This is a genomic window from Gimesia chilikensis (genome assembly GCF_007744075.1).
Taxonomy (GTDB): Bacteria; Planctomycetota; Planctomycetia; order Planctomycetales; family Planctomycetaceae; genus Gimesia; species Gimesia chilikensis_A.
The window spans coordinates 1,104,624-1,125,444 of record NZ_CP036266.1 but is presented as its reverse complement, the minus strand read 5'-3'; the positions used below and the strand labels follow the sequence as shown (position 1 = coordinate 1,125,444).

The following is a 20,821-nucleotide window of genomic DNA, read 5'->3' as shown; positions in this document are numbered from 1 at the left end:
AGCAGACGACGCTCCCCTGAGGAAACCATGTCTGCCTGACCCGGCCGAAACCGGAACGTTTTCTGTCAAAGATCTACCATCGGTAATTCTGAATCTTCTTAAAGGGAGAGTCTGCTCCCGACTCAGAAAAGCTGGATCCATCCCAACCAGAAACAACCTGCAGAGAAAACTGCCAGTTTACTCTCGCGCTATTAACGGACCGAATGAAAATGCATCCATACTGGAAGAATTCTCTCCCGTTGATGCAGATCCCTCGGTCGTTTCTCGATGAGCGCTTGAGAAATTCGCGGGGTTTTCATGCAGGACTTCTATGAATTTCGATACCACGTCATCGGGTACCGACTTCTGTTTTCTCTGAATGATTCCGATCGGACGGAACCATTCCACCTGTTCCAGGCGTACGATTTTTAATGACTGATCCTGAACTTCACGGCTGACGGTCGGCTGAGGCAGGATCGCAATTCCCGCTTCCGCTTCTACCGCACGCTTGATGTTCTCAATATTGTCAAATTCATGGATCAGCTGTACGTGCACACCGGCTTTTTTCAGCCAGCGATCCATTTTCTGTCGAACGACTAATTCTGATGTGAATGCCACGAAGGGCTCATTTTCAATGTCCCCTACCTCACAACTGACCTGATCTGCCAGCCGGTGACCGGGGTAGACCACCAGGACCATTGGCTGTTCCTGCCAGAGGATGCTGGTGAGATCTTTGTCTTCCTTAGGGAAAGATACCAGCCCCAGATCGGCCTGGTTCTCGCTGACCCGCTGATAGACTTCGTCCGGATGCAGATAATCGAGGGTGATCATTACTTCCGGATACAGGTGCTGGAACTGCTCAACATAGTCGTGCATCTGGGCCAGGCCCACCGAGTAAATGGCGGCAATCCGCACCCGGTTCTTTGTCTGACCAATCGCGCGACGAACCTGTTCCTCGACCTGCTCGAAGGATCTCAGCAACTGCTGGCAGCCATCAAAATAAATCGAACCAGCGGGCGTCAATTCAAACGGACGCTTCGAACGATCGATCAGCTGCGCTCCCAGCCGCTTCTCTAAAGCATGCACGGCCTGACTGGCTGCCGACTGGGACACACGACGAACCTCAGCAGCTTTGGAAAAGCTGCCGTGCACGACGACATCACAGAACAGTTCGGCATTACGCAGGTGCATGGGAGAGAATCGAGAGCCTTTTATAAGGAAAACTAATAATAGCTGCTTCGAACTATTTAAATTTCGAATACGGCACAGTGTAGAGTTGCTGAAGGCAATAAGTCAAGCGTCTGCTCATATGAAAAACGGGGACCACGGACTTACGGAATGTCCGAAAACTGTAATCATATAACTATGTTACACTTACGCTTACAGCCTCTGAACCGTCCCAGAATGGGGACGACTGCAGGCTGATCTCAGTTCTGCCAGCTTCGGCTCAGACATCAGGAGATTCCGATACAGAATGGCCTCCCACATCTGCCAGACACTTATGCCAGACGTCGGTTCTATTAAAATTACTTATACTGATCGAAACCGCCTGAAATCCGCTGAAAATAACCTATGTTTCAGCAGAGAACCCTTCCGCAGCGCCGCGGGAATCCCTCATTATTATTAAACCCCCTCACGCAATTCTGCGTTCCTCGAATCACCAAATCTGAAATAACAGACCCAGCTGCGAACCTGTTCAAAACAGACGCGCGTGGTTAATATCGATAATGACTACTGTAAAGGGATGCAGTAATCCCTGTTCCACGTCCGCCACCTCTCTTCATCCAAAACAAGGAACTTTGATGAGAAAACTTATCCCGCTATTCACACTCTTCCTCATCGGAACTCTGCCTCTGCTCTCCGGGTGTGGTTCCTCAACCCAGCAGGCCGGTCCACCTGAGGGTCCTGCAGAATCGATGCAGTACCTGATGCAGGGCGTCGCGGATCAGAAAATGGAAGTGGTCTGGGAATTTCTGCCCGCCAGCTACCAGAGCGATGTGAATGGCCTGGCTCACCAGTTTGCGGATAAAATGGATCCGGAAATTTACAATGAAATGTTCGCCATCGCTCAACGAGTGGCCAAACTGCTGCAGGATAAAAAAGAATACATTCTCAAAAACGAAATGCTTGAGAGCCCGAAGACCTCACCGGAAGAAGTCGCGAAATACTATGATCCCAGTGTCGATATTCTGGCTTCCCTGGCCAACAGTGACCTGTCGACCATCGAGAAACTCAAAACCTTTGATGGCGGCAAATTCCTGTCGACCAGCGGCTCTCAGATTGCCAAAGACTTCGCCACCATTTCGGGACTGATGCCTCAGAAAGAAGGCGACCCTGGTTTTACCGAAAAGCTGAAGCAGGCCAAAGTCACCCTCGTCTCCTCAGAAGGAGATCAGGCCACGATCAAAATTGAAGTCCCGGGTGAACAAACCAAGGAAGAAGTCATGGTCAAAGTGGAAGACAAATGGATTCCCCAGACCCTGGCCAAAAACTGGAAATCCAAAATCGAGAGCGCACAACAAAGCCTGGACAAGTTAAAGCCCGAGGATATTACCTCGAAAAAAGACCAGGCAATGGCAGGTTTCAAGCAGCTGAACGCCACCCTGGCCCAGTTGGAAAATGCGAAAACGGAAAAAGAATTCAATGAACAGTTCACCAATCAGGTCAGACCATTGGCTCAAATGGCGCCAATGCTCCTGATGCTGGGGGCTGCAGCCGTTATGGAACAGGGATTCTCAGATGCAGCTGCCGCCCGAGGTGGAGTTATGGCAGGCAGCCCTGGCGAGGCCAAACCGATCAATCCCAACACGATGATCAGCATCGTCGTCAACAAAAAGCTCTCTCCAGGCGAACAGGATCCGATCATTGATGAGATCCTGCAGTCAGCCAACGACACCGAATCCCTGCAGGTGATCCCGACTGTCGATGGAGAGATCACCACCTTCAAGGTTTACCCGGTCGAAGACATCGAAGCGTTTTCGAAGAAGATCAAGTTCGGTAAGCCTTCCAGGGTCGACACAGATTCCCGCTCGATCACCGTGGAACTGGAGTAACCACTAAACTCCCCATTCCGATCGAGGCAATAAAAAAGGCCACTTCCTGTGAACATAGGAAGTGGCCTTAAGTTTTGCTGGTTTGCGCAGCAATCGTTGTATCTCTGAGGAGACTTACGCAGCTTCAGAAAAATCTTCGTCGCTGTCGTCGCAGGCTTCTACGGTAGAATCCAGCTCGTCTTCTTCCTCTTCATAAACGAGGAAGTAGATCTCGTTCATGGCTTCTTCCAGGTAGGAACGAATATTTTCGCTGTCTGTAGATTCAATCAGTGATTCCAGTGCAGCGACAACACGGTCGACTTCTTCACTGGTGATTTCTTCGAACTCTTCATTTTCTTCTGACATCATTACCTCCATGTCGTGTGTTTGACTACGTTAAGCAGGAAAAGCACGAAGTTTATTATCGGTCTTCCCCACCTAAAGCATTAGCACGGCCCTGTGCATTTTTTACCAGCTGAAACGTCAGTTGAGCCGATCCTCGACTTCGCCCGAAACGTCACAGCGCCACTGATTTTGTCGGAAAAGAAGTGAAACGAATCACGATTTCTTTTTCTTTTTCGAGTCCTTTTTCTTTGCGCTCGTCTTCTTTTTTGATTTCTTCTTTTTCTTCGTTTTTTCGACGGTCTTGTCACCAAAAATGCGGTCCCAGCCCTTCGTAAAATCCTCGCTTGACCCTGTGTGGACCGTATAACCCGTCACTTGAACGTCCTCCCATTGAAAAAATGAATCGAAAACAGCGGTTGTACTGTCTAAATTATTTATGAAACCAGAATTTGTGGCAAGCCTGAAATCCGGCCTCCCCGATCCCAGACTCCTGTTTTTCAGCAGAATTGGCTCTTCCCATGACTGACAACCAGAAATCGCCCCGCTACGCCGTCATTTTTCGCTCCCGGCGAACCCCCGACAAAGCTGGCTATGCTGAGATGGCGACCCGTATGGAAGAACAGGCACGCCAGCAGCCCGGCTTTCTGGAACTGACGTCGTTTCGTGCCCCCGACGGAACGGGAGTCACAATCTCCTATTGGGACAGCCTGGAGGCCATTCGGGCCTGGAAGCAGCATCCGGAACATATTACAGCACAACAACTTGGGAAAGACAAATGGTACGCCCACTATACGGTCGAAATTGCGAAAATCGAGTCGGGGTACCACTTTCCCAGCCCGGCTGATCCCGGCCGGTAATCCCGGCTACTCCTCTTTTTTCTCAGCCGGTTTCTTGTCGTCCTTTTTCTTTTCCGCTTCCTCAGCCTGACGCTGTTTCTGCATTTCGTTCTTCGACTTCTTCGATTTTTCCAGTTGGAAGAACGATTTGCCAATCGTCCGGGGGAACTCGTTATTGGACAGCTGTGTATCTGCAGTCTCCCGGTGCGGATCAAGGGTCAGGCTTTTGAGGGGTTTCTCTGTCAGAATCAGCTTGGAAACGCTCTGGTTGTTGTACCGCCAGATCTCCGCCGGAATCCGCAACATCCGGCTGGAGTCGTCGTCGAAGGTCAGCTTGAGAATCACGGGCATCACCAGTCCGCCATGATTCTTCAAGTCGACGAGGTAAAAGTAATTCTGTGTCTCCAGCAGCTTCTTCTCATCGGCGTCCAGTTCCTTAAGATGAGATTCGAATTTCTTGCGGTCCGCATCGGTCACGTCGAGCTCGTCGTATTCGTTGTAGAAATCCTTCAGCTCCGGAAACTTTTCGGTCCGTTTAGGCAGCTTTTTGTTCCGCATCTCCGACAGCGACTCGGGCTCCTCATCGCGACGCTTCTTCCGCCGAACCTTATCCACGTAGGGATCACCGGTCTCCAGCTGATACTGCCGCACATTCTCGATTGCCATGTCGGTATGGTCGGTTGTGTAAAACCAGCCCCGCCAGAACCAGTCCAGATCGACGCCGGACGCGTCTTCCATGGTGCGGAAGAAGTCCGCAGGCGTCGGCCGTTTGAACATCCAGCGACGGGAATACTCCTTGAACGCGTAATCGAACAGCTCACGACCGAGCACGGTTTCCCGCAACACATTCAGCGCCGTCGCCGGCTTGCCATAGGCATTGTTACCAAACTGCAGGATCGACTCCGAGTTCGTCATGATCGGCACCTGGTAACCGCTCTTCATATAATCCACCATGTCGCGGGGTTCCCCGCGGCGGGACGGATATTCGTCTTCCCACTCCTGCTCGGTCAGGAACTGCAGGAACGTCGTGATCCCTTCATCCATCCACGTCCACTGACGCTCGTCACTGTTGACGATCATCGGGAAATAGTTGTGCCCGACTTCGTGAATGATGACCGAGATCAACCCGTACTTGGTCCGCTTGGAATAAGTGCCATCCTTTTCGGGACGGGGACCGTTAAAGCAGATCATCGGGTATTCCATGCCCCCCACCGGGCCGTTCACGGAAATCGCCACCGGGTAAGGATAGGGAAAGGTATACTTCGAAAACACATTCAACGTATGAATGATCGCGTGCGTCGAATACCTGCTCCAGAGCGGCTCCCCTTCGTTGGGGTAATAAGACATCGCCATAATCGGCTCAGCCTTGCCTTCCAGCTGATGTCCCTGGGCATCCCAGATGAATTTTCGCGAGCTGGCAAACGCGAAATCGCGGACATTGTCCGCCTTGAAAACCCAGGTCTTCTTGCCTTTCGGCTTTGATTTCTCGTTCGCTTTCGCTTCTTCAGGAGTGATGATAAACATCGGTTTTTTCGCAGTTTTGGCCTCATCCAGACGCTTGCGCTGCGTCTCGGTCAGCACCTCTTCCGGATTCTGCAACACCCCGGACGACGCGACCACATGATCGTCGGGCACCGTGATCCGCGTCAGAAAGTCACCAAACTCCAACGTGAATTCTCCGCGTCCCAGGAACTGCTTATGCTGCCAGCCCGTGTTGTCGGTGTAAGCCGCCATGCGTGGATACCAGTGGGCGATCTCATACAGAAAGTTCTTATCGTCTTTGAAATATTCGTAACCGGTACGCGCGGGGCGGCTCTCGGAATCGTTGATCAGGTAACTCCAGTCCACGGAAAACTGTGTGCTCTCCCCGGTCTTCAACGGCCGAGGCAGATCGATCCGCATCATGGTTTTGATGATCTGATACGGCAGCTTGTTCCCCTCGGCATCCAGAACCGCAGTCACCTTCATGCTGCCGTCAAATGTCTCCTTGGCCATCAGCTGCTGCATCGACTTGTAGCCTACTTTCCCCAAGGGAGAATCCGTTCCGGTAAGGTGTGCATCTGAGTCGAAAGAGAGAATGTTCGTATCGAGCTGCAGCCAGAGATAGCTCAGCGTATCGGGCGAGTTGTTCGTGTAAGTGATCTTTTCCGAACCGATGATCTTCTGCAGCTTGTCGTCCAGCTCCACATCGATCTCATAATCCGCCTGCTGCTGCCAGTACTTTTCTCCCGGTGCGCCGGATGCATTCCGAAACCCGTTCGGCGTAGGCAGTACTTCATCCAGCTGTCGGAATTTGTCTTCCTGCTTGAATTTATCGTTACTGACGGCCTGCCCATAGAGCGTCGATCCTGAGAGGAGCAACAGGGTCAGCAGTAAGAAACGGGAAGTCACCAGGAGCCGGGCGGACAGATTGCGGAGAGCGTTCATGGAGATAATCACTGTTCGTCTTGAAGTCTAAGCGTAGGGAATGCGAGCAAAATCAGATTGAGAATCAACCCATTTTAACCCGGTTTCACTGTCGAAATGCAAGCCATTTCCCGTTTCCGGGCCGACTTTCGCTGGTTGTCTTACGCAGAAAAGCAGAAATCAGCGGGCCAGAAATGAGAGAATCCCCTCCCAAGGCTGCATGTAAGTCAGAAAGGGAAGCCCGTCCACCGTCGCTTCCCGCTGGCGGGTCACACCATCGACGGCGTTCGCTTCACGGACCATCACTTCCAGAATCCGCAACTGTTCCTCCCGCTGCCAGCGGAACAGGGTCTCACTCTGATCTTTCAACAGCGCGACCGACGCCGCCAGGGCCAACGCCCCCCAGTTACTTGTTCCCGCTACGATGTTCCAGTCCGTAGCCACCCGGCACGGAATCAGTCCCGCATGCGCCGAAGCGATTCGCCGTGCCAGCTCTTCCCAGGCAATCGCCCCCATGCCGATCTCATTTCCGCCATCCCCGACCCCAATCGACTTCGCTTCCGGAAAAAAGTCGGGCAGACGTTCAAACAACTGGTGCAGAGGCGCCGTATGAGAATCAATGATCTCTCCCCGCATGTTGTGACAGCGATCATGGTGGTCGCAGGGGACTTTTTCGTGAAATGCGGTCGGCTCCAAACCAGCCACCCGCTCCTGTCGGCCCCAGGAGTCCGGGGTATGGCTGGGGCCGACCCGTTCCACTGCTACCAGATGGCTGACCTTCCGGGTCGCATAAAACCGGGTCACCCAGTCGGGGTCATCCCCCTCAATCACATCGATCTGGCTCTCCGGATAAGAAAATGCCCGCGCCGTCGCTGCCACCACGGGTGCACACAACGCATCGGTCACAATCGATGTCTGGGTGCCACACTCCTGCAGTACCATCGCCAGCAGAATCGATCCCGGCGGGCCATCCGTCTCTGCAGACGGGATTTCCGCAGCGGGAATATAAAAACCAGTGGTAATCGCCACATGGGTGCCTGCCTGCACCAGGTCCTCGGCGGCATGGAGTAAATGATCAGTGCACAAAGGCCCAAACCGGGCTTCCGAATCAATGAGCCCCCGTTTGCCCGGATCCCGGCGGATCAGGCGATCAAATTCTCGAATCAGTTCCGTTTGCGGGTTGCCCATTCCGGCCCATCTACTTCCACTGATATGTGGACAACAGGGAGAGAGAACGCATCACTTAAACTCAGTCAAACTCTATGCATGCAGGAATCAGCGGAAGTCTCGCCCGAGACCGCCGATCCGACAGTTTACACTGGTTCCTCAGGAAACGACAGGCCGTGCCGATTGAAAAAGCCAGGCAAAGAAAATACCATATTACAGCTGTGATTCCCGCGATTGGGACCAGCGACGAAATGACCTTCCTGCTTGTGAGAAAAGACCCTCTACAGGGATTCGCTGGTTGTCAGAACGTCTGGGCATCGCCAGAATTACTTAAGTAACCAGGGTCGTAAGACCTCCCACCCCGCGCAAGCAAACCTGTCTGAGATATGATGGCGGTTTTAGCCGCTCAACCGGGTATTTTCATAGAACTTGAAGACCATCAGTGTGGCTGCTTCGCAAGCGGATTATCGGGATCCGTGAGCAGACGGGATTACCCCCGAGTGTTACCCGATCAGAAATCAGTCTTATAATATAAAGTGAGGATTCACTTCTGTGAGATTTGGGTTAAGTCGTCTAAGCTTGTTGCTCCTCTTTCCGTTGTTCAGTCTGACCGGGTGCGAACAGCCTCAGGTCAACTTCGTCTTTTCCGAAAAGACCAACGAACTCGTTCCGGAAGCCGCCAAACCGGTGAAAGAAGCATTGGTCAGACAGTTTGGCAATCCCTTTGAACTCACTCAGTTTGAAGGGCTCCCCACTGACTTCGGCGACGTTGAAGGCTCCGTCAAAACCGTCCAGGCCAGCTCCGGCGAAGAGAAGTTAATCCGCTTTCAGGTCGAAGGCCTGCAGGACGCCTACCCCAAGCTGCTCGGACTCCCCCTCGAATGGACCTCGGGCAAGGGACAGGGACAGATCTCCCGCATCAAAGAATACAACTACGAAACCGGCACCATTGCCGTGGACAAGACCGCAGACATCGATCCCCAGCCCGGCGACACCTTCCTGGTGGAATGCACGCGGCTGCAGTTCGGTCGCGATCTCTACAACCGCCACTGCATGCACTGTCACGGTATGAGCGGTGAAGGCACCGGGCCGACTTCGCGCTACCTGAATCCTCCGCCCCGCGATTTCCGCCAGGGCATCTACAAATACACGTCGACCAAACCAACGGCCAAAGCACAGAATGCCGACCTGGAACGCACCGTCAAAGAAGGCATCGCGGGCACCTATATGCCCTCCTTCAAACTGCTCACCGAAGATGAAGTCTCCGCCATCGTAAACTACGTCGTCTGGCTTTCCATCCGCGGAGAGACCGAAAAGAAAATCGTCGATGAACTTTTCTTCGACTATTCCAAGGAAGTGGTCGCCGAACGAACCAGTGAGGACGGCGGCGAATCTCGCGAAGACGTCATGGAAGAGCTCAAAGAATACATGGAACTCGACTTCCCGGACACTCTCGAATTCGCGACATCCAGCGTTGCGGAAGCCTGGGAAGAAGCCAACATGGAAGACGCCGTGGTCGTGCCTGAAACCCCACGGGTTCCCGATACCCCCGAATCACGCGAACGGGGCCGCAAACTCTACCTCGGCGATAAAACCAAGTGTGCCACCTGTCACGGTCCCCAGGGACGCGGCAACGGAACGGCGACTCAAGACTTCTGGACCAATCCGGCCACGAATGAAAAATATCCCAACCGCGGACTGCACGACATCTGGGGCAACCAGTTACCGCCCCGCGATCTGCACCGGGGTATCTACCGGGGCGGACGTCGCCCGATCGACGTCTACCGCCGGATGTACTCCGGTATTAAGGGAACACCGATGCCGGCCTTCGGTGGTCCGCTTTCGGATGAAGAATTGTGGGACCTGGTCAACTACGTGATGAGCCTGCCTTATTCCAGCAAATAAGTTCAGGTCCCAACCTGACCGGATCAACTGTTTCAGCGACTGATAATGAAAACGAATCATATCCTCAACCAGAAAACCAGAGGGGAGACCTGTAGTGGGTAAAGGATGGTGTTTATTTTTTCTGTTCTGGCCAGTGGCGGCTGTCGTATCTTGTGCGATGGCTCCCATGGTGGGCTGGTCGTTTCCCTACGATAACGCCCAGGCAGCCAGTAACCTCGGAATCCGCATCGACGGGCTGTTCTACCTGATCCTGTTCGTAACCGCGGTCGTTTTCGTCGGTACACAGGCGGTACTCGTTTATGCTCTCTGGCGTGGTTCCAATAATCGCGACGAACGGGCCACTTACACCCACGGCAACCACAAACTGGAACTGATCTGGTCCATCATTCCCGGCGTGATCCTGTTGTTCCTCGCCCTGTATCAGATGAACCTCTGGGCCGATTTCCGTATCAAGAAATACTTCCCCGAAGCAGCCGTCAAAGCACCGATCGCGGAAGTCACCGCACGTCAGTTCGAATGGCGTTTCCGTTACCCCGCTATCGGCAAGAAACTGCAACCAAAACCGCAGTCCGACGATCTCTATTCCGTCAACGAACTGCACGTCCCCTTCGGCAAGCCGGTCATGATTCAGCTCCGCAGCGAAGACGTTCAGCACTCGTTCTTTCTGCCCGCCCTGCGAATCAAACAGGACGCCCTGCCCGGCCTGCAGATCCCGGTCTGGTTTGAAGCCAACAAAGAAGGCGTCTACGACCTGGTCTGTGCCGAACTCTGTGGCTGGGGGCACTACAAGATGAAAGCCCACGTGATCGTGGAATCAGAAGCAGACTACCAGAACTATCTGAAAAATCTCACCCAACAGCAGTTTTACGACGGGCTGGGCAAGATTGCCGCCAACGAGAATGATTCTGAGAGTGAGGCAACCGAGAAATGAGCGTTGTGCATCCATCCCCCACCGGCCTGCAACCGATCCTGAAGCCTCAGGCACATCATGCGCCCGGTAATTTCTTCACGAAGTATATCTTCTCCACCGATCACAAGATCATCGCCATCCAGTTCCTGTTCACAACACTGCTGATGCTGATCGTCGGGGGTGCCCTCGCGCTGGCCGTCCGCTGGCAGCTCGCCTTCCCCTGGGAATCGATGCCCATCGTCGGCCCCTGGCTCTTCTCCGCCGAAGCAGGACAGATCTCGCCTGAGTTCTATACCATGCTCTTCACGATGCATGCCACCGTGATGATCTTCCTCGTCATTATCCCGATCCTCGCTGGAACCTTCGGCAACCTGCTCATCCCGCTGATGATCGGTGCCGACGATATGGCGTTCCCCAAACTCAATATGCTCAGCTACTGGTTCATCTGGCCAGCCATTATCTGTTTCGGTATGAGCTTCGCCTACGCAGGCGGCCCGGCAGCAGGCTGGACTGCTTACCCGGTTCTGGCCGACCTGGCTCAGGCAGCTCCCGGATCGGGAACCGCTCAGACCCTCTGGCTGCTGGGTGTCACCTTTGTCGGCTTCTCATCCATGATGGGGTCGATCAACTACATGACCACCATCATCAACATGCGGGCCCCCGGCATGACGTTCTTCCGTCTGCCTCTGACCATCTGGGGTCTGTTCATCACCGCGATTCTGCAGGCCTTCGCTCTGCCCGTATTGACCGCGGGCGGTTTCATGCAGGTCACCGACCGTCTGCTGGGCACCTGTTTCTTCTACCCCTCGGGGCTGATCATCAACAACGCTGATCCGACCATCGGCGGGGGACAGCCCCTGCTCTGGCAGCATCTGTTCTGGTTCTACTCGCACCCCGCCGTTTACATCATGCTGCTCCCCGTGATGGGCATGATTTCGGACATGCTCAGCTGTATGGTCCGTAAGCCGATCTTCGGTTACCGACCGATGATTTTCTCCATGTCCGCGATCGCCAGTCTGGGCTTCATCGTCTGGGGACACCACATGTTTACCAGTGGTATGAACCCCGCCGTCGGGATGGCCTTCATGGTCGCCACCATGATGATCGCCCTCCCCTCTGCCGTGAAAACCTTCAACTGGACCGCCACCGTCTGGGGCGGCAAAGTCGAATTCAATACCGTCACCCTCAACTGCATCGGCTTCCTGTCGATGTTCGTGGTCGGCGGACTCAGCGGAATCTTCATGGCGGCAATCCCCGTGGACGTCTACTTCCACGATACCTACTTCATCGTGGCCCACTTCCACTATGTGCTCTTTGGTGCCACGCTGTTCGGCGTCTTTGCGGGAATCCAATTCTGGTTCCCCAAAATGTTCGGACGCATGATGAACGAAAAACTGGGCAAAACGCACTTCCTGCTGACCTTCATCGGTGCCAACGGAACCTTCTTCCCGATGCACTTCCTGGGAATGCAGGGCATGCCCCGCCGCTATGCCGATCCCTATCTGCACGGCTACCTCGAACACCTGCTCCCCATGAACCAGTTCATGACCATCTCGGCCATCCTCATGGGATCGGCCCAGATCCTGCTGTTCATCAATATTTTCTACAGCATGTTCTTCGGTCCTAAAGCCGGTCGGAACCCCTGGAATGCAACCACCCTCGAATGGACCGCGCCGTCACCACCGCCGCACGGCAACTTCGACGAACCGCCCATCGTCTTCCATGGGCCCAATGAATACGCCGTGCATAACGGCGACAAAGATTTCCTGATGCAGACCGAAAAAGAGTGTGAACCACCCAAACCGTCTGACTCAGAAACAGAGAACAACACCGACAACGATCAGGAAACTTCCAGTTAACCCGTTAACGAAGTGTTAAACAGTTTTATGAACCAGCAACAATACCATCCGTGGCTCTTTCGCATCGCACTGGCGACCACCGTCGCTACGCTGCCACTGATGATTATGGGCGGACACGTTACTACCGAAGGATATGGCATGGCAGTCGATGGCTGGCCCGGATCCGACGGACAGAACATGTTTACGTACCCCGTCTTCGGGCTCCCCACGGATAAGTTTTTTGAGCACGTGCACCGACTCCTGGGAACACTGGTGGGCTTCCTGTCCATCGTCCTGGTGATCGTCGCCTTCAAAGTGCAGCCGCAAAAATGGATTCGCAAGGTTGCGATCGCCGTCCTGATCTGCGTGATCATTCAAGGCATTCTGGGCGGTACACGCGTGACAGAAAACAGCGTCGGGCTGGCGATGACACACGGACTGTTCGCTGCCTGCGTCTTCACCCTGATGGCATTCCTCACCATGGCAACCGGCAAACGCTGGATCGAAAACAGCAACGATCCTCCCGAGCTTGCTCCAGGCTACGGACGCCGTCTGGCGATCACCGTTCCGCTGGTCGTCCTCTTTCAGTATTTCCTGGGAGGCTTCCTGAGCCACTTCAAAGTCGGCCTGCATCCCCACATCAGCTTTGCTTTTGTGGTCCTGGTTTTTGTGATTATCGAATTCCGCACGGCCCGCAAGACAGGAATTAAATGGCTGAAACGCCCTGCAATGGGTATGCTGCATCTGGGAATCTTCCAGATCATGCTCGGCATCGGCGCCTGGCTGACCCGGTTCGGACTCCCCGCTGCCGGAATTATTGGTGAACCCGGCTCCCTGCAACAGTCGCTGTTCCGCACCGCGCACCTGATCACGGGGATTCTGTTCCTGATGACCACCACCCTGTATTCAGTCCGGGTCTTCCGGCTGCACCAGTTAAATAAAAATCGTTCGTCAGAGCAAACTCTCTCTGCTACTGATTCCTTACCTGAGACTGAAGGTAATGCCTGAAAATGTCTACGACTCAACAATCTTATATCGCCGTTGAAGAACCGAAAGCCGCAGCCCGGCCCATCAGCCTGGCACGGCTCGCCGATTACCTCGAACTGACGAAGCCCCGCATTTCGACAATGGCGTTGATTTCCGTTGCCCTGGGTTACACCCTGGGGAGCGCCCATTCCTGGTCGCTGCTCCCGCTGATCCACGCCCTGTTCGGCATCGGACTGGTCGCCGTAGGCTGTAACTCACTGAATCAGCTGCTGGAAATCAAAAGCGATCAACTGATGCCCCGCACCACAGGCCGCCCGCTTCCTTCTGGACGACTCTCCGTCTCCGAAGTTCTGGTGTTCGGCATCCTCTGTGCCCTGACCGGTATCTTCTATCTCGCTTTGATGGTCAATCTGCTGACCGCGTTTCTGTCCATGCTGACGCTGGTACTTTACGTCGTGGTTTACACACCGCTCAAACGCTGCACCTCGTTCTGCACCACCATCGGAGCCATCCCCGGCGCCATGCCCCCCATTCTGGGCTGGACCGCTGCCGGCGGAAATCTGAATACCGCATCCTTCTCCATTTTCGCCATCATGTTCCTCTGGCAGTTCCCGCACTTCCTGGCGATCGCCTGGCTGTACCGCCATCAGTATCACCAGGCCGGGCTCAAAATGCTGCCCGCCGCTGATCCCCGACCACGCATGATCGGCTGGATGTGCGTGATTTATGCCACCCTCCTGATTCCCGTCAGCCTCCTGCCACAGTACGTCTCTCTGGCCGGCAGCGTCTATTCCGGCGTCGCCCTGGTGCTGGGAATCGCTTACCTGATCTTCTCGATCCGCTTCCTGGGCAATGAAACCCGTAAGACCGCCCGGGAGTTGATCTGGTGTTCGCTGATCTATCTCCCCGTGCTGCTGATCACCCTCACCTGGGATCGCCTGCAGCTGTTTAACTGAGAACGTCCAGCATCCCTGTCTTGAAGACCACGACCGTTTAACTGCCTGCGAAGCAAAGTGAAAGACGACAATGAGTCACGAAAGTAATTCGCCACAATATCGCATGGGACTCCCCATTCCACATTCCAAACTGGGAATGTGGCTCTTTCTGGCGACCGAGATCATGTTCTTTTCCGCCTTCATCGGAGCCTACATCGTCCTGCGTGCCGGTTCTCCCGGCTGGCCCACCGATCCCGACGTGACCCACCTGCGGATCTGGGCCGGCGGTCTGAATACCTTCGTCCTGATTCTCTCCAGTTACTTCGTCGTCATGGCCCTCGAAGGGATGAAGGCCCAAAACTTCTCCAAGGCGCGTAAATACCTGCTGCTGACCTTCGTCCTGGGTTGTCTCTTCCTGGGCATCAAATCCTATGAGTACTCAGGCAAATTCAAATACGATATTCTCCCCGGACACATTCCCGAAACGCCCCAGATGGCCATCGACAAATCGATGCGGGAAATGAAGCAGGTCGTCGACAACCGCGCCATCGCCCTGTCCGGCGTGATGGACCCGGAAAAAACCGAACCCACCGAAGACGCCGAATCGGTCGAAGAAGCCGGCGTCACCGATGAAAAAACCGAAGCCATCGTGCCCCCGGTCGAAGAGCTCCGCCAACAACTGCAGACGGAACTCTCAGCCGAAGACACTCCGGCAGCCCGTAAAAAAGAACTCCAGGCCTACTTCGATCTCGAGAGTGAATACCGCAAACTGAATAACCAGGCACTCGAAGAATCGATCACCGTTCCTGAAATGAACAAAGCCCTGGATACCCTGAGAGAAAACCCCGAATACGGTTCTCTCCTGGCCCCCGTGCATCATCTGCAACCCATTATTTATGGCAACCTTTTCGCCTCCGTCTATTTCCTGCTCACCGGCTTTCACGCACTGCACGTCATCATCGGCATGCTCCTGTTCGCGATTGTCCTCGTCCAGGGAAAACGACTCTGCGAAAAATGGAATGACTATGTCGAAAACATCGGCCTCTACTGGCACTTCGTCGACCTGGTCTGGATCTTCCTGTTCCCGTTGATTTACATCCTTTGATCATCCCGCGATCTCCTTCAAGTTCGGAAAGACCGAAGTAAGATGTCCCAAGAACCAGCTCATCCCGCCTACAACGTTTACACGAAGATCTTCTACGCCCTCTGCTTCTGCACCGTGCTCTCGATCGTTTTCGACATCATCGACCTGCGTGAGAAAGACGTGGTCGGCATCAAGGGTGTCATCCTGCTGGCGTTCCTCGTGCTCGCCGTCGCCTGTGCCAAAGCGCTGTTCGTGCTGATCTACTTCATGCACCTCAAGTTTGAAGGCAAATGGAAATACGTTCTGCTCAGCCCGACGATCATCCTCGCCATGGGACTGACCATTGCCATGACCCCCGATATCGGCATTCATTACTACACCAGTGAAGCTCCCCAGATTGATTACCTGGAACAGGCACAGCAGGCCTCAGCCGACACTACGCCCGACCAGCCCGAAACGAGTCATGTTGAGTAATACGCTACCGCAGCAAACCGCCCGCGCGTCGCGGATCGTCGTGCAGGACATCTCGCACCATTACGGGCAACGCCTCGCCCTGAACCAGCTCAGTTTCGAAGTCCACTCCGGTGAAATCTTCGGTCTGCTCGGTCCGAACGGCGGCGGAAAAACCACACTCTTTCGCCTGCTCTCGACTCTGCTCCCCCTGCAGGCCGGATCCGCGGAAATCGCGGGATTCGACCTGGCCACCCGGTCGCAGGAAATCCGTAACCTGATCGGCGTCACTTTTCAGTCACCCAGTCTGGACGGCAAACTCACGGTCCAGGAAAACCTCAAACACCAGGCCCACCTGTATGGCATCTCCGGAGCCCTCATGCGGGACCGCATCGCCAATGCCTTGTCCCACCTGGGTCTGACCGACCGCAAAGGGGACCTGGCGGAATCCCTATCGGGCGGCCTCAAGCGGCGCGTGGAAATCGCCAAGGGCCTGCTGCACTCGCCCCGCGTGCTCCTGCTCGACGAACCGAGTACCGGCCTCGACCCCGGTGCCCGGCACGACCTCTGGAAATACCTCAAACAACTCCAGCAGGAGAACGGCGTCACCATCCTGATCACAACACACCTCATGGAAGAAGCAGAACACTGTGACCGCCTGGGAATTTTAAACCGGGGCGAACTCGTCACCTGTGGTACTCCCGATGAACTGCGGGCCTCGGTCGGCGGCGACTGTCTGACCATCCAGGCCGAGCATCCCGATGAACTCGCCCGACTTATCACTGAGAAGTTCGGCGTTACTCCGCAGCGCATCAACGCCAGCCTCCGTCTGGAACACACCCGCGGACACGAATTCCTCAAAGACCTGATCGACGCCTTTCCCGACCAGGTCACTTCCGTTTCCCTGGGCAAGCCGACACTGGAAGATGTCTTCATCCACGAAACCGGTCATCAGTTCTGGCAGGCGGAGGAATCGGAATGAATCAGAACATGCCCGCCGTCCACAAGCCCGCGTTCGTCCTGCCGATCCTGACACTCGCCCACCGCGAGGTCGTCCGCTTTGTCAGACAGCGTACCCGCGTCATCGGAGCCCTGATCCAACCGGTCCTGTTCTGGATCCTCTTCGGAGCCGGACTCCGCGGATCGTTTCAAGCCCCCGCCTGGGCGCCCGCCGGCATGACCTACCAGGAATACTTCTTCCCCGGCGTCGCCGTGATGATTTTGATGTTCACCGCCATCTTCTCCACGATCTCGATTATCGAAGACCGTAAGGAAGGCTTCCTGCAGGGCGTCCTCGTCGCACCGGTTCCCCGCGCCTCGATCGTGTTGGGCAAGCTGCTGGGCGGCACGATTCTGGCCGTTTTACAAGCTGTCCTGTTCCTTTTCCTGGGACCACTGCTGAATCTCGTCGGACTGGCTCCCGACTTTGAAACAGGTGTCACCCTCGCCGGGCTGATTCCGTTGATTCTGTTTCTGTTCCTGCTCGGCTTCAGCCTGACCGCTTTAGGCTACCTCATCGCCTGGCCCATGGAATCGACTCAGGGCTTTCACGCCATCATGTCGGTCTTCCTGATGCCCATGTGGCTGCTCTCGGGCTCCTTTTTCCCCGCGGGCGATTCGGGCTGGCTTTCGTGGATCATTCGCGCCAACCCCTTAACCTACGGCGTCACCGGTCTCCGCCGGATTCTGTCGTCTGCAGAAACGCTCCCGACAGCGCCCGGCAATCCGTCAATGATTGTCTGCCTGACCGTCACCGCCGTCGTGTGTATAATCTATGTAGTTCTTGCCATCTGGATGACCGGGAAACGAGCCACCCGTAACGCCCGTTGAATAACACCGACCATCAAACGAGATTTGAAGTATTCAAAATGACTGAAACACCAAACAAACCTCCCCGCCGCATTCCCCTGATCCTGACGATTTCACTCTGGGTTCTCGTCGCCGTCAGTGCCTTCGCCACCTGGCAGTTAAAGAAGCAGAGCGACCTGGCCCTCGAACAGCGCAAAGCCGAACAGGCAGCCCAGGCTGAGGCGGAAGAAAATACAGAAGAGACCGAAGAAATCAGCGTCAAAGGTCCCATCTGGCCCAAGGAAGGTATCGAAGATTTCACGCTCACCGAACGCAGTGGCAAAACCATCACGAAGAAAGACCTGCTGGGGAAACCCTGGGTCGCCTGCTTCGTCTTCACCCGCTGCGCCGGTCCCTGCCCCCGCGTCTCCGGCCAGTTCTACCAGCTGCAGAAAGATCTCAAAGACCTCGACTTCCGTCTGGTCACGATTACGGTCGACCCCAAGCATGACACTCCCGAAGTCCTCTCTCAGTACGCCGAGCTGATGGGCGCCGATCCCGAGAAATGGCTCTTCCTCACCGGCGACCAGAAAGAGATCTTCCACCTCATCGAAAAAAGTTTTCTGATGCCTGTGGAGGAAAATGTCGGCCCTGCCCGCAAGCCTGGCTTTGAAGTCATTCATACCACCAACGTGATGCTCGTCGGCCCCGATGGCCGCGTACTCCAGAAGTTCAACGCCGTCAACGACGCCGAAATGGCCGAGCTCCGCCGCGAAGTCCGCAAGCTCGTCAAAGCAGAATCGAAAGACAAAACAGACTCAAAGAAGAAAGCAGAAGCACCCGCCAAAGAAGAGCCCAAGCCAGTCGCAAAGCCTCCGGCCAAAGCGGGTATGATCTCTTTGAGCACCTTACTGCTCCCCCTGCTGCTGGCACAGTCTGAAACCGAATCCGCCCCCGCTGCCCCTACGGAACCGGTTGAAGTCGAAACGGAAACCGTCGAGACCGTCATCGCAGAAGCCCCAGCAGGTCAGGCTCCCGACTGGGTCATGCAACTCCCCACCGTCAACGCGGCCCTGAACGGACTGGCCACGATTCTGCTGATGGTCGGCTACGGATTCATCCGCAAAGGGGAACGGGAGAAACACAAGAAGACCATGCTCACCGCATTTGGTACATCGGTCCTGTTCCTGGTCTTCTATCTGATCTACCACTTTGCCCTGCAGAGTTACACCGGCGATGCCTCCCGTAAATTTCAGGGAGAAGGCCTGATCCGTCCCGTGTACTATTTCATCCTGATCACCCACGTGGTCCTGGCCGCCGCGGTGCCTGTCCTCGCCTGGATGACCATCCGTCGCGGACTCAAACAACAGTGGGAAGCACACCGCCGCATCGCCAAAATCACCTTTCCGATCTGGCTGTATGTCTCCATCACCGGCGTGGTGATCTATTTCATGCTTTACCATCTGCCCGGAGCTGCCTGATCGAACCAGTAATCATTTGGCACAGCCCCGCCGGTCTGTTATCCTGATAGTATTGAAGACGTACCCGTTAACCGAGTTTCATCATCATGTGCAAACGATTTCGATTCCTGCGATCCTGTTTACTGGCCACAGCCCTGCTCGGCCTGTTCTCCAGTCCTGCGCTGATTCGTCCGGCTCAAGCCTGCCCGATGTGCAAAGAGTTGAACGAAACCGATGATCGCAAACCCCGGGCCTACATGTACAGCATCGCTTTCATGCTTGCCATGCCCGCCATGATCTTCAGCGGATTCGGCGTTGCCTTCTACAAGATGAACCGCCGCGAACAGGATGCACTCCACAATTACGAAAACAACCGGGACCCGCAGTAGTCTGCCGCAGATCCCGGTTCGAATTCGATAATGGATTCAGATCGCTCGCGCGATTAGTTCAAAGGCTGGCGACGCGGAGTATTCCAGACGGTCGCGGCCGATGGTGCAGGACGGAAAGCCCCTTTCGCGGCAGCACTCCGTGAAGCAGAATCATCATAGGCGGATGTCGCCGGAGTCGCATTCAGCGAAGGAATCGTCTGCCAGTCGGAACCGGTATTAGATGTCAGCTGTGGTACCTGCAGCATGGCAGGATTGGGAGGCAGAGCCGGACCAGAGATCGGATAAGTTCCCACACTGGCAGTACTCGCGTATGAAGTTGTGGCACCCGTTCCCCAGGAAGCAGCCGGCTGTGCAGTCACAGTAGGTGCCAGAGTCGGATAGGCTCCCAGATCCAGCGATGTAGAAGACATCGGAGTCGGTGTCGGCACGGTCGAAGGTGCAGGTGTCGGTGTGGAAGGAATCACGGTTGGCGAAGGACTGATCATCGAAGGCAGTCCGTTCATACCATTCACGCAATCCGTGCAGGTTGACTGAGGAGCCATCACCTGAACCCGTTTGCGAACCTGGTAAGGCTGACGCACGTAAGTGGTTTCCTGACGATAGCAGGTCTGAGGAATCTGCTTGGTCACCATTTTGGGAACCCAGACTCGCTGCCAGCCACCTTCATCCACGGTCACCTGACGATAAGTCGTTACAGGCACGTTCCGTGTCTGAGGAATCATACGGTATTCGGTACAGATTATATCCTGGTAACAGATCTGCGGCGGAGGCGGAGTACACACGCCCGGGCAGCAGGAAGTGACAGGAGCACAACGACGGAAATAACGCCGGGCCAGTTTGCGACAACGATGTCCACAACGGCTGTGCTGCGGATAATAACAACCCATGCCACCACGGTTGAACAATCTGCGAAACAGATGCGCGTCGGCTTCGTTACTATCAGCAAAAATCAGAAACAGTGATGCGACTACAATGACATTTCGAATCCAGGGGGACATCGAAAAACTCCTTTTTTGACTAAGTGTGCTGAAAGGCACTCCTTGATTTCGTTCCTGTTTCAGACTCACTGAAACCTGGGTTCCCCGAATGAGGTTCCCGAACGAATAACCCACCGTTCTTCTTTATCGGCATAATCGTTAAAGTCGCTTTATTTTAAATTTCCGGAATTCCAAAATTCATTCACTCCCGGTACCGGTGACATTTACCCCCGTTTTTGAGAAGATAGGGAGATTGAATCCGGGCAGCACCGCCTTGCCCGCACCTAACATCATTCTATTTATACACTTAACACACTAGAACACCCCCGAAGG

Annotated in this window: 18 protein-coding genes; 13 read left to right on the top strand and 5 right to left on the bottom strand. The window is 54.8% G+C overall.

What is annotated here, in order from left to right; genetic code table 11:
- Positions 1-177: 177 nt before the first annotated feature.
- Complete coding sequence (locus HG66A1_RS04410; RefSeq protein ID WP_145181032.1) at positions 178-1,170, bottom strand: LysR family transcriptional regulator; 993 nt, start codon at positions 1,168-1,170, stop codon at positions 178-180.
- A gap of 611 nt (positions 1,171-1,781) precedes the next feature.
- On the opposite strand from HG66A1_RS04410, the gene HG66A1_RS04405 reads away from it, so the two are divergent.
- On the top strand, positions 1,782-3,032 hold the full coding sequence (locus HG66A1_RS04405) for a hypothetical protein (RefSeq protein WP_145181031.1): 1,251 nt from the start codon (positions 1,782-1,784) through the stop codon (positions 3,030-3,032).
- A 114-nt stretch (positions 3,033-3,146) separates the two neighbouring features.
- Here HG66A1_RS04405 and HG66A1_RS04400 read toward each other — a convergent pair whose 3' ends face one another.
- Positions 3,147-3,380 carry a hypothetical protein gene (locus HG66A1_RS04400; RefSeq protein WP_145036969.1) on the bottom strand — a complete coding sequence of 78 codons (234 nt, stop codon included), beginning with the start codon at positions 3,378-3,380 and terminating at the stop codon, positions 3,147-3,149.
- Positions 3,381-3,874: 494 nt separating this feature from the next.
- On the opposite strand from HG66A1_RS04400, the gene HG66A1_RS04395 reads away from it, so the two are divergent.
- Positions 3,875-4,213 (top strand): antibiotic biosynthesis monooxygenase family protein, encoded by a 339-nt coding sequence (locus HG66A1_RS04395; RefSeq protein WP_145181030.1) that lies wholly within the window; start codon positions 3,875-3,877, stop codon positions 4,211-4,213.
- A 6-nt stretch (positions 4,214-4,219) separates the two neighbouring features.
- Here HG66A1_RS04395 and HG66A1_RS04390 read toward each other — a convergent pair whose 3' ends face one another.
- Together HG66A1_RS04390 and HG66A1_RS04385 are read right to left on the bottom strand one after the other, a co-directional pair.
- Positions 4,220-6,619, bottom strand: coding sequence for a M1 family metallopeptidase (locus tag HG66A1_RS04390; RefSeq protein WP_145181029.1), 2,400 nt, complete (start codon positions 6,617-6,619; stop codon positions 4,220-4,222).
- Between the two features lie 159 nt (positions 6,620-6,778).
- On the bottom strand, positions 6,779-7,786 hold the full coding sequence (locus tag HG66A1_RS04385; RefSeq protein WP_145181028.1) for a glutamate cyclase domain-containing protein: 1,008 nt from the start codon (positions 7,784-7,786) through the stop codon (positions 6,779-6,781).
- 531 nt (positions 7,787-8,317) lie between these two features.
- Here HG66A1_RS04385 and HG66A1_RS04380 point away from each other — a divergent pair.
- The 11 genes from HG66A1_RS04380 (at position 8,318) to HG66A1_RS04330 (ending at position 19,511) form a co-directional block, all read left to right on the top strand.
- On the top strand, positions 8,318-9,670 hold the full coding sequence (locus tag HG66A1_RS04380) for a cytochrome c (protein ID WP_145181027.1): 1,353 nt from the start codon (positions 8,318-8,320) through the stop codon (positions 9,668-9,670).
- Between the two features lie 94 nt (positions 9,671-9,764).
- The gene (coxB, locus tag HG66A1_RS04375) at positions 9,765-10,601 is read left to right on the top strand and encodes a cytochrome c oxidase subunit II (RefSeq protein ID WP_145181026.1); all 837 of its coding nucleotides are present in this window, start codon (positions 9,765-9,767) and stop codon (positions 10,599-10,601) included.
- Positions 10,598-12,439 (top strand): cbb3-type cytochrome c oxidase subunit I, encoded by a 1,842-nt coding sequence (locus HG66A1_RS04370; RefSeq protein WP_145181025.1) that lies wholly within the window; start codon positions 10,598-10,600, stop codon positions 12,437-12,439. Before coxB ends, HG66A1_RS04370 begins: the two co-directional genes overlap by 4 nt.
- 27 nt (positions 12,440-12,466) lie before the next feature.
- Positions 12,467-13,426 carry a COX15/CtaA family protein gene (locus tag HG66A1_RS04365; RefSeq protein WP_145181024.1) on the top strand — a complete coding sequence of 320 codons (960 nt, stop codon included), beginning with the start codon at positions 12,467-12,469 and terminating at the stop codon, positions 13,424-13,426.
- A gap of 2 nt (positions 13,427-13,428) precedes the next feature.
- A complete protein-coding gene (gene cyoE / locus HG66A1_RS04360; RefSeq protein WP_145181023.1) occupies positions 13,429-14,361 on the top strand; it encodes a heme o synthase in 933 nt (310 codons plus the stop codon).
- 70 nt (positions 14,362-14,431) lie between these two features.
- A complete protein-coding gene (locus tag HG66A1_RS04355) occupies positions 14,432-15,445 on the top strand; it encodes a heme-copper oxidase subunit III (protein WP_232106750.1) in 1,014 nt (337 codons plus the stop codon).
- 42 nt (positions 15,446-15,487) lie between these two features.
- Positions 15,488-15,898: a cytochrome C oxidase subunit IV family protein gene (locus tag HG66A1_RS04350; RefSeq protein WP_145181022.1), complete on the top strand. Its 411-nt coding sequence runs from the start codon at positions 15,488-15,490 to the stop codon at positions 15,896-15,898.
- Positions 15,888-16,856, top strand: a complete 969-nt coding sequence (locus HG66A1_RS04345) for an ATP-binding cassette domain-containing protein (RefSeq protein WP_145181021.1) — start codon at positions 15,888-15,890, stop codon at positions 16,854-16,856. The genes HG66A1_RS04350 and HG66A1_RS04345 overlap by 11 nt, the downstream gene beginning before the upstream one ends.
- Positions 16,853-17,704 (top strand): ABC transporter permease, encoded by an 852-nt coding sequence (locus HG66A1_RS04340; RefSeq protein ID WP_232102129.1) that lies wholly within the window; start codon positions 16,853-16,855, stop codon positions 17,702-17,704. Before HG66A1_RS04345 ends, HG66A1_RS04340 begins: the two co-directional genes overlap by 4 nt.
- Before the next feature lie 38 nt (positions 17,705-17,742).
- Positions 17,743-19,143: a DUF420 domain-containing protein gene (locus tag HG66A1_RS04335; protein WP_145181020.1), complete on the top strand. Its 1,401-nt coding sequence runs from the start codon at positions 17,743-17,745 to the stop codon at positions 19,141-19,143.
- 86 nt (positions 19,144-19,229) lie between these two features.
- Positions 19,230-19,511, top strand: coding sequence for a hypothetical protein (locus tag HG66A1_RS04330; protein WP_145181019.1), 282 nt, complete (start codon positions 19,230-19,232; stop codon positions 19,509-19,511).
- A 53-nt stretch (positions 19,512-19,564) separates the two neighbouring features.
- Here the strand turns inward: HG66A1_RS04330 and HG66A1_RS04325 are convergent, their stop codons facing one another.
- Positions 19,565-20,509, bottom strand: coding sequence for a hypothetical protein (locus tag HG66A1_RS04325; protein WP_145181018.1), 945 nt, complete (start codon positions 20,507-20,509; stop codon positions 19,565-19,567).
- Positions 20,510-20,821: the final 312 nt, after the last annotated feature.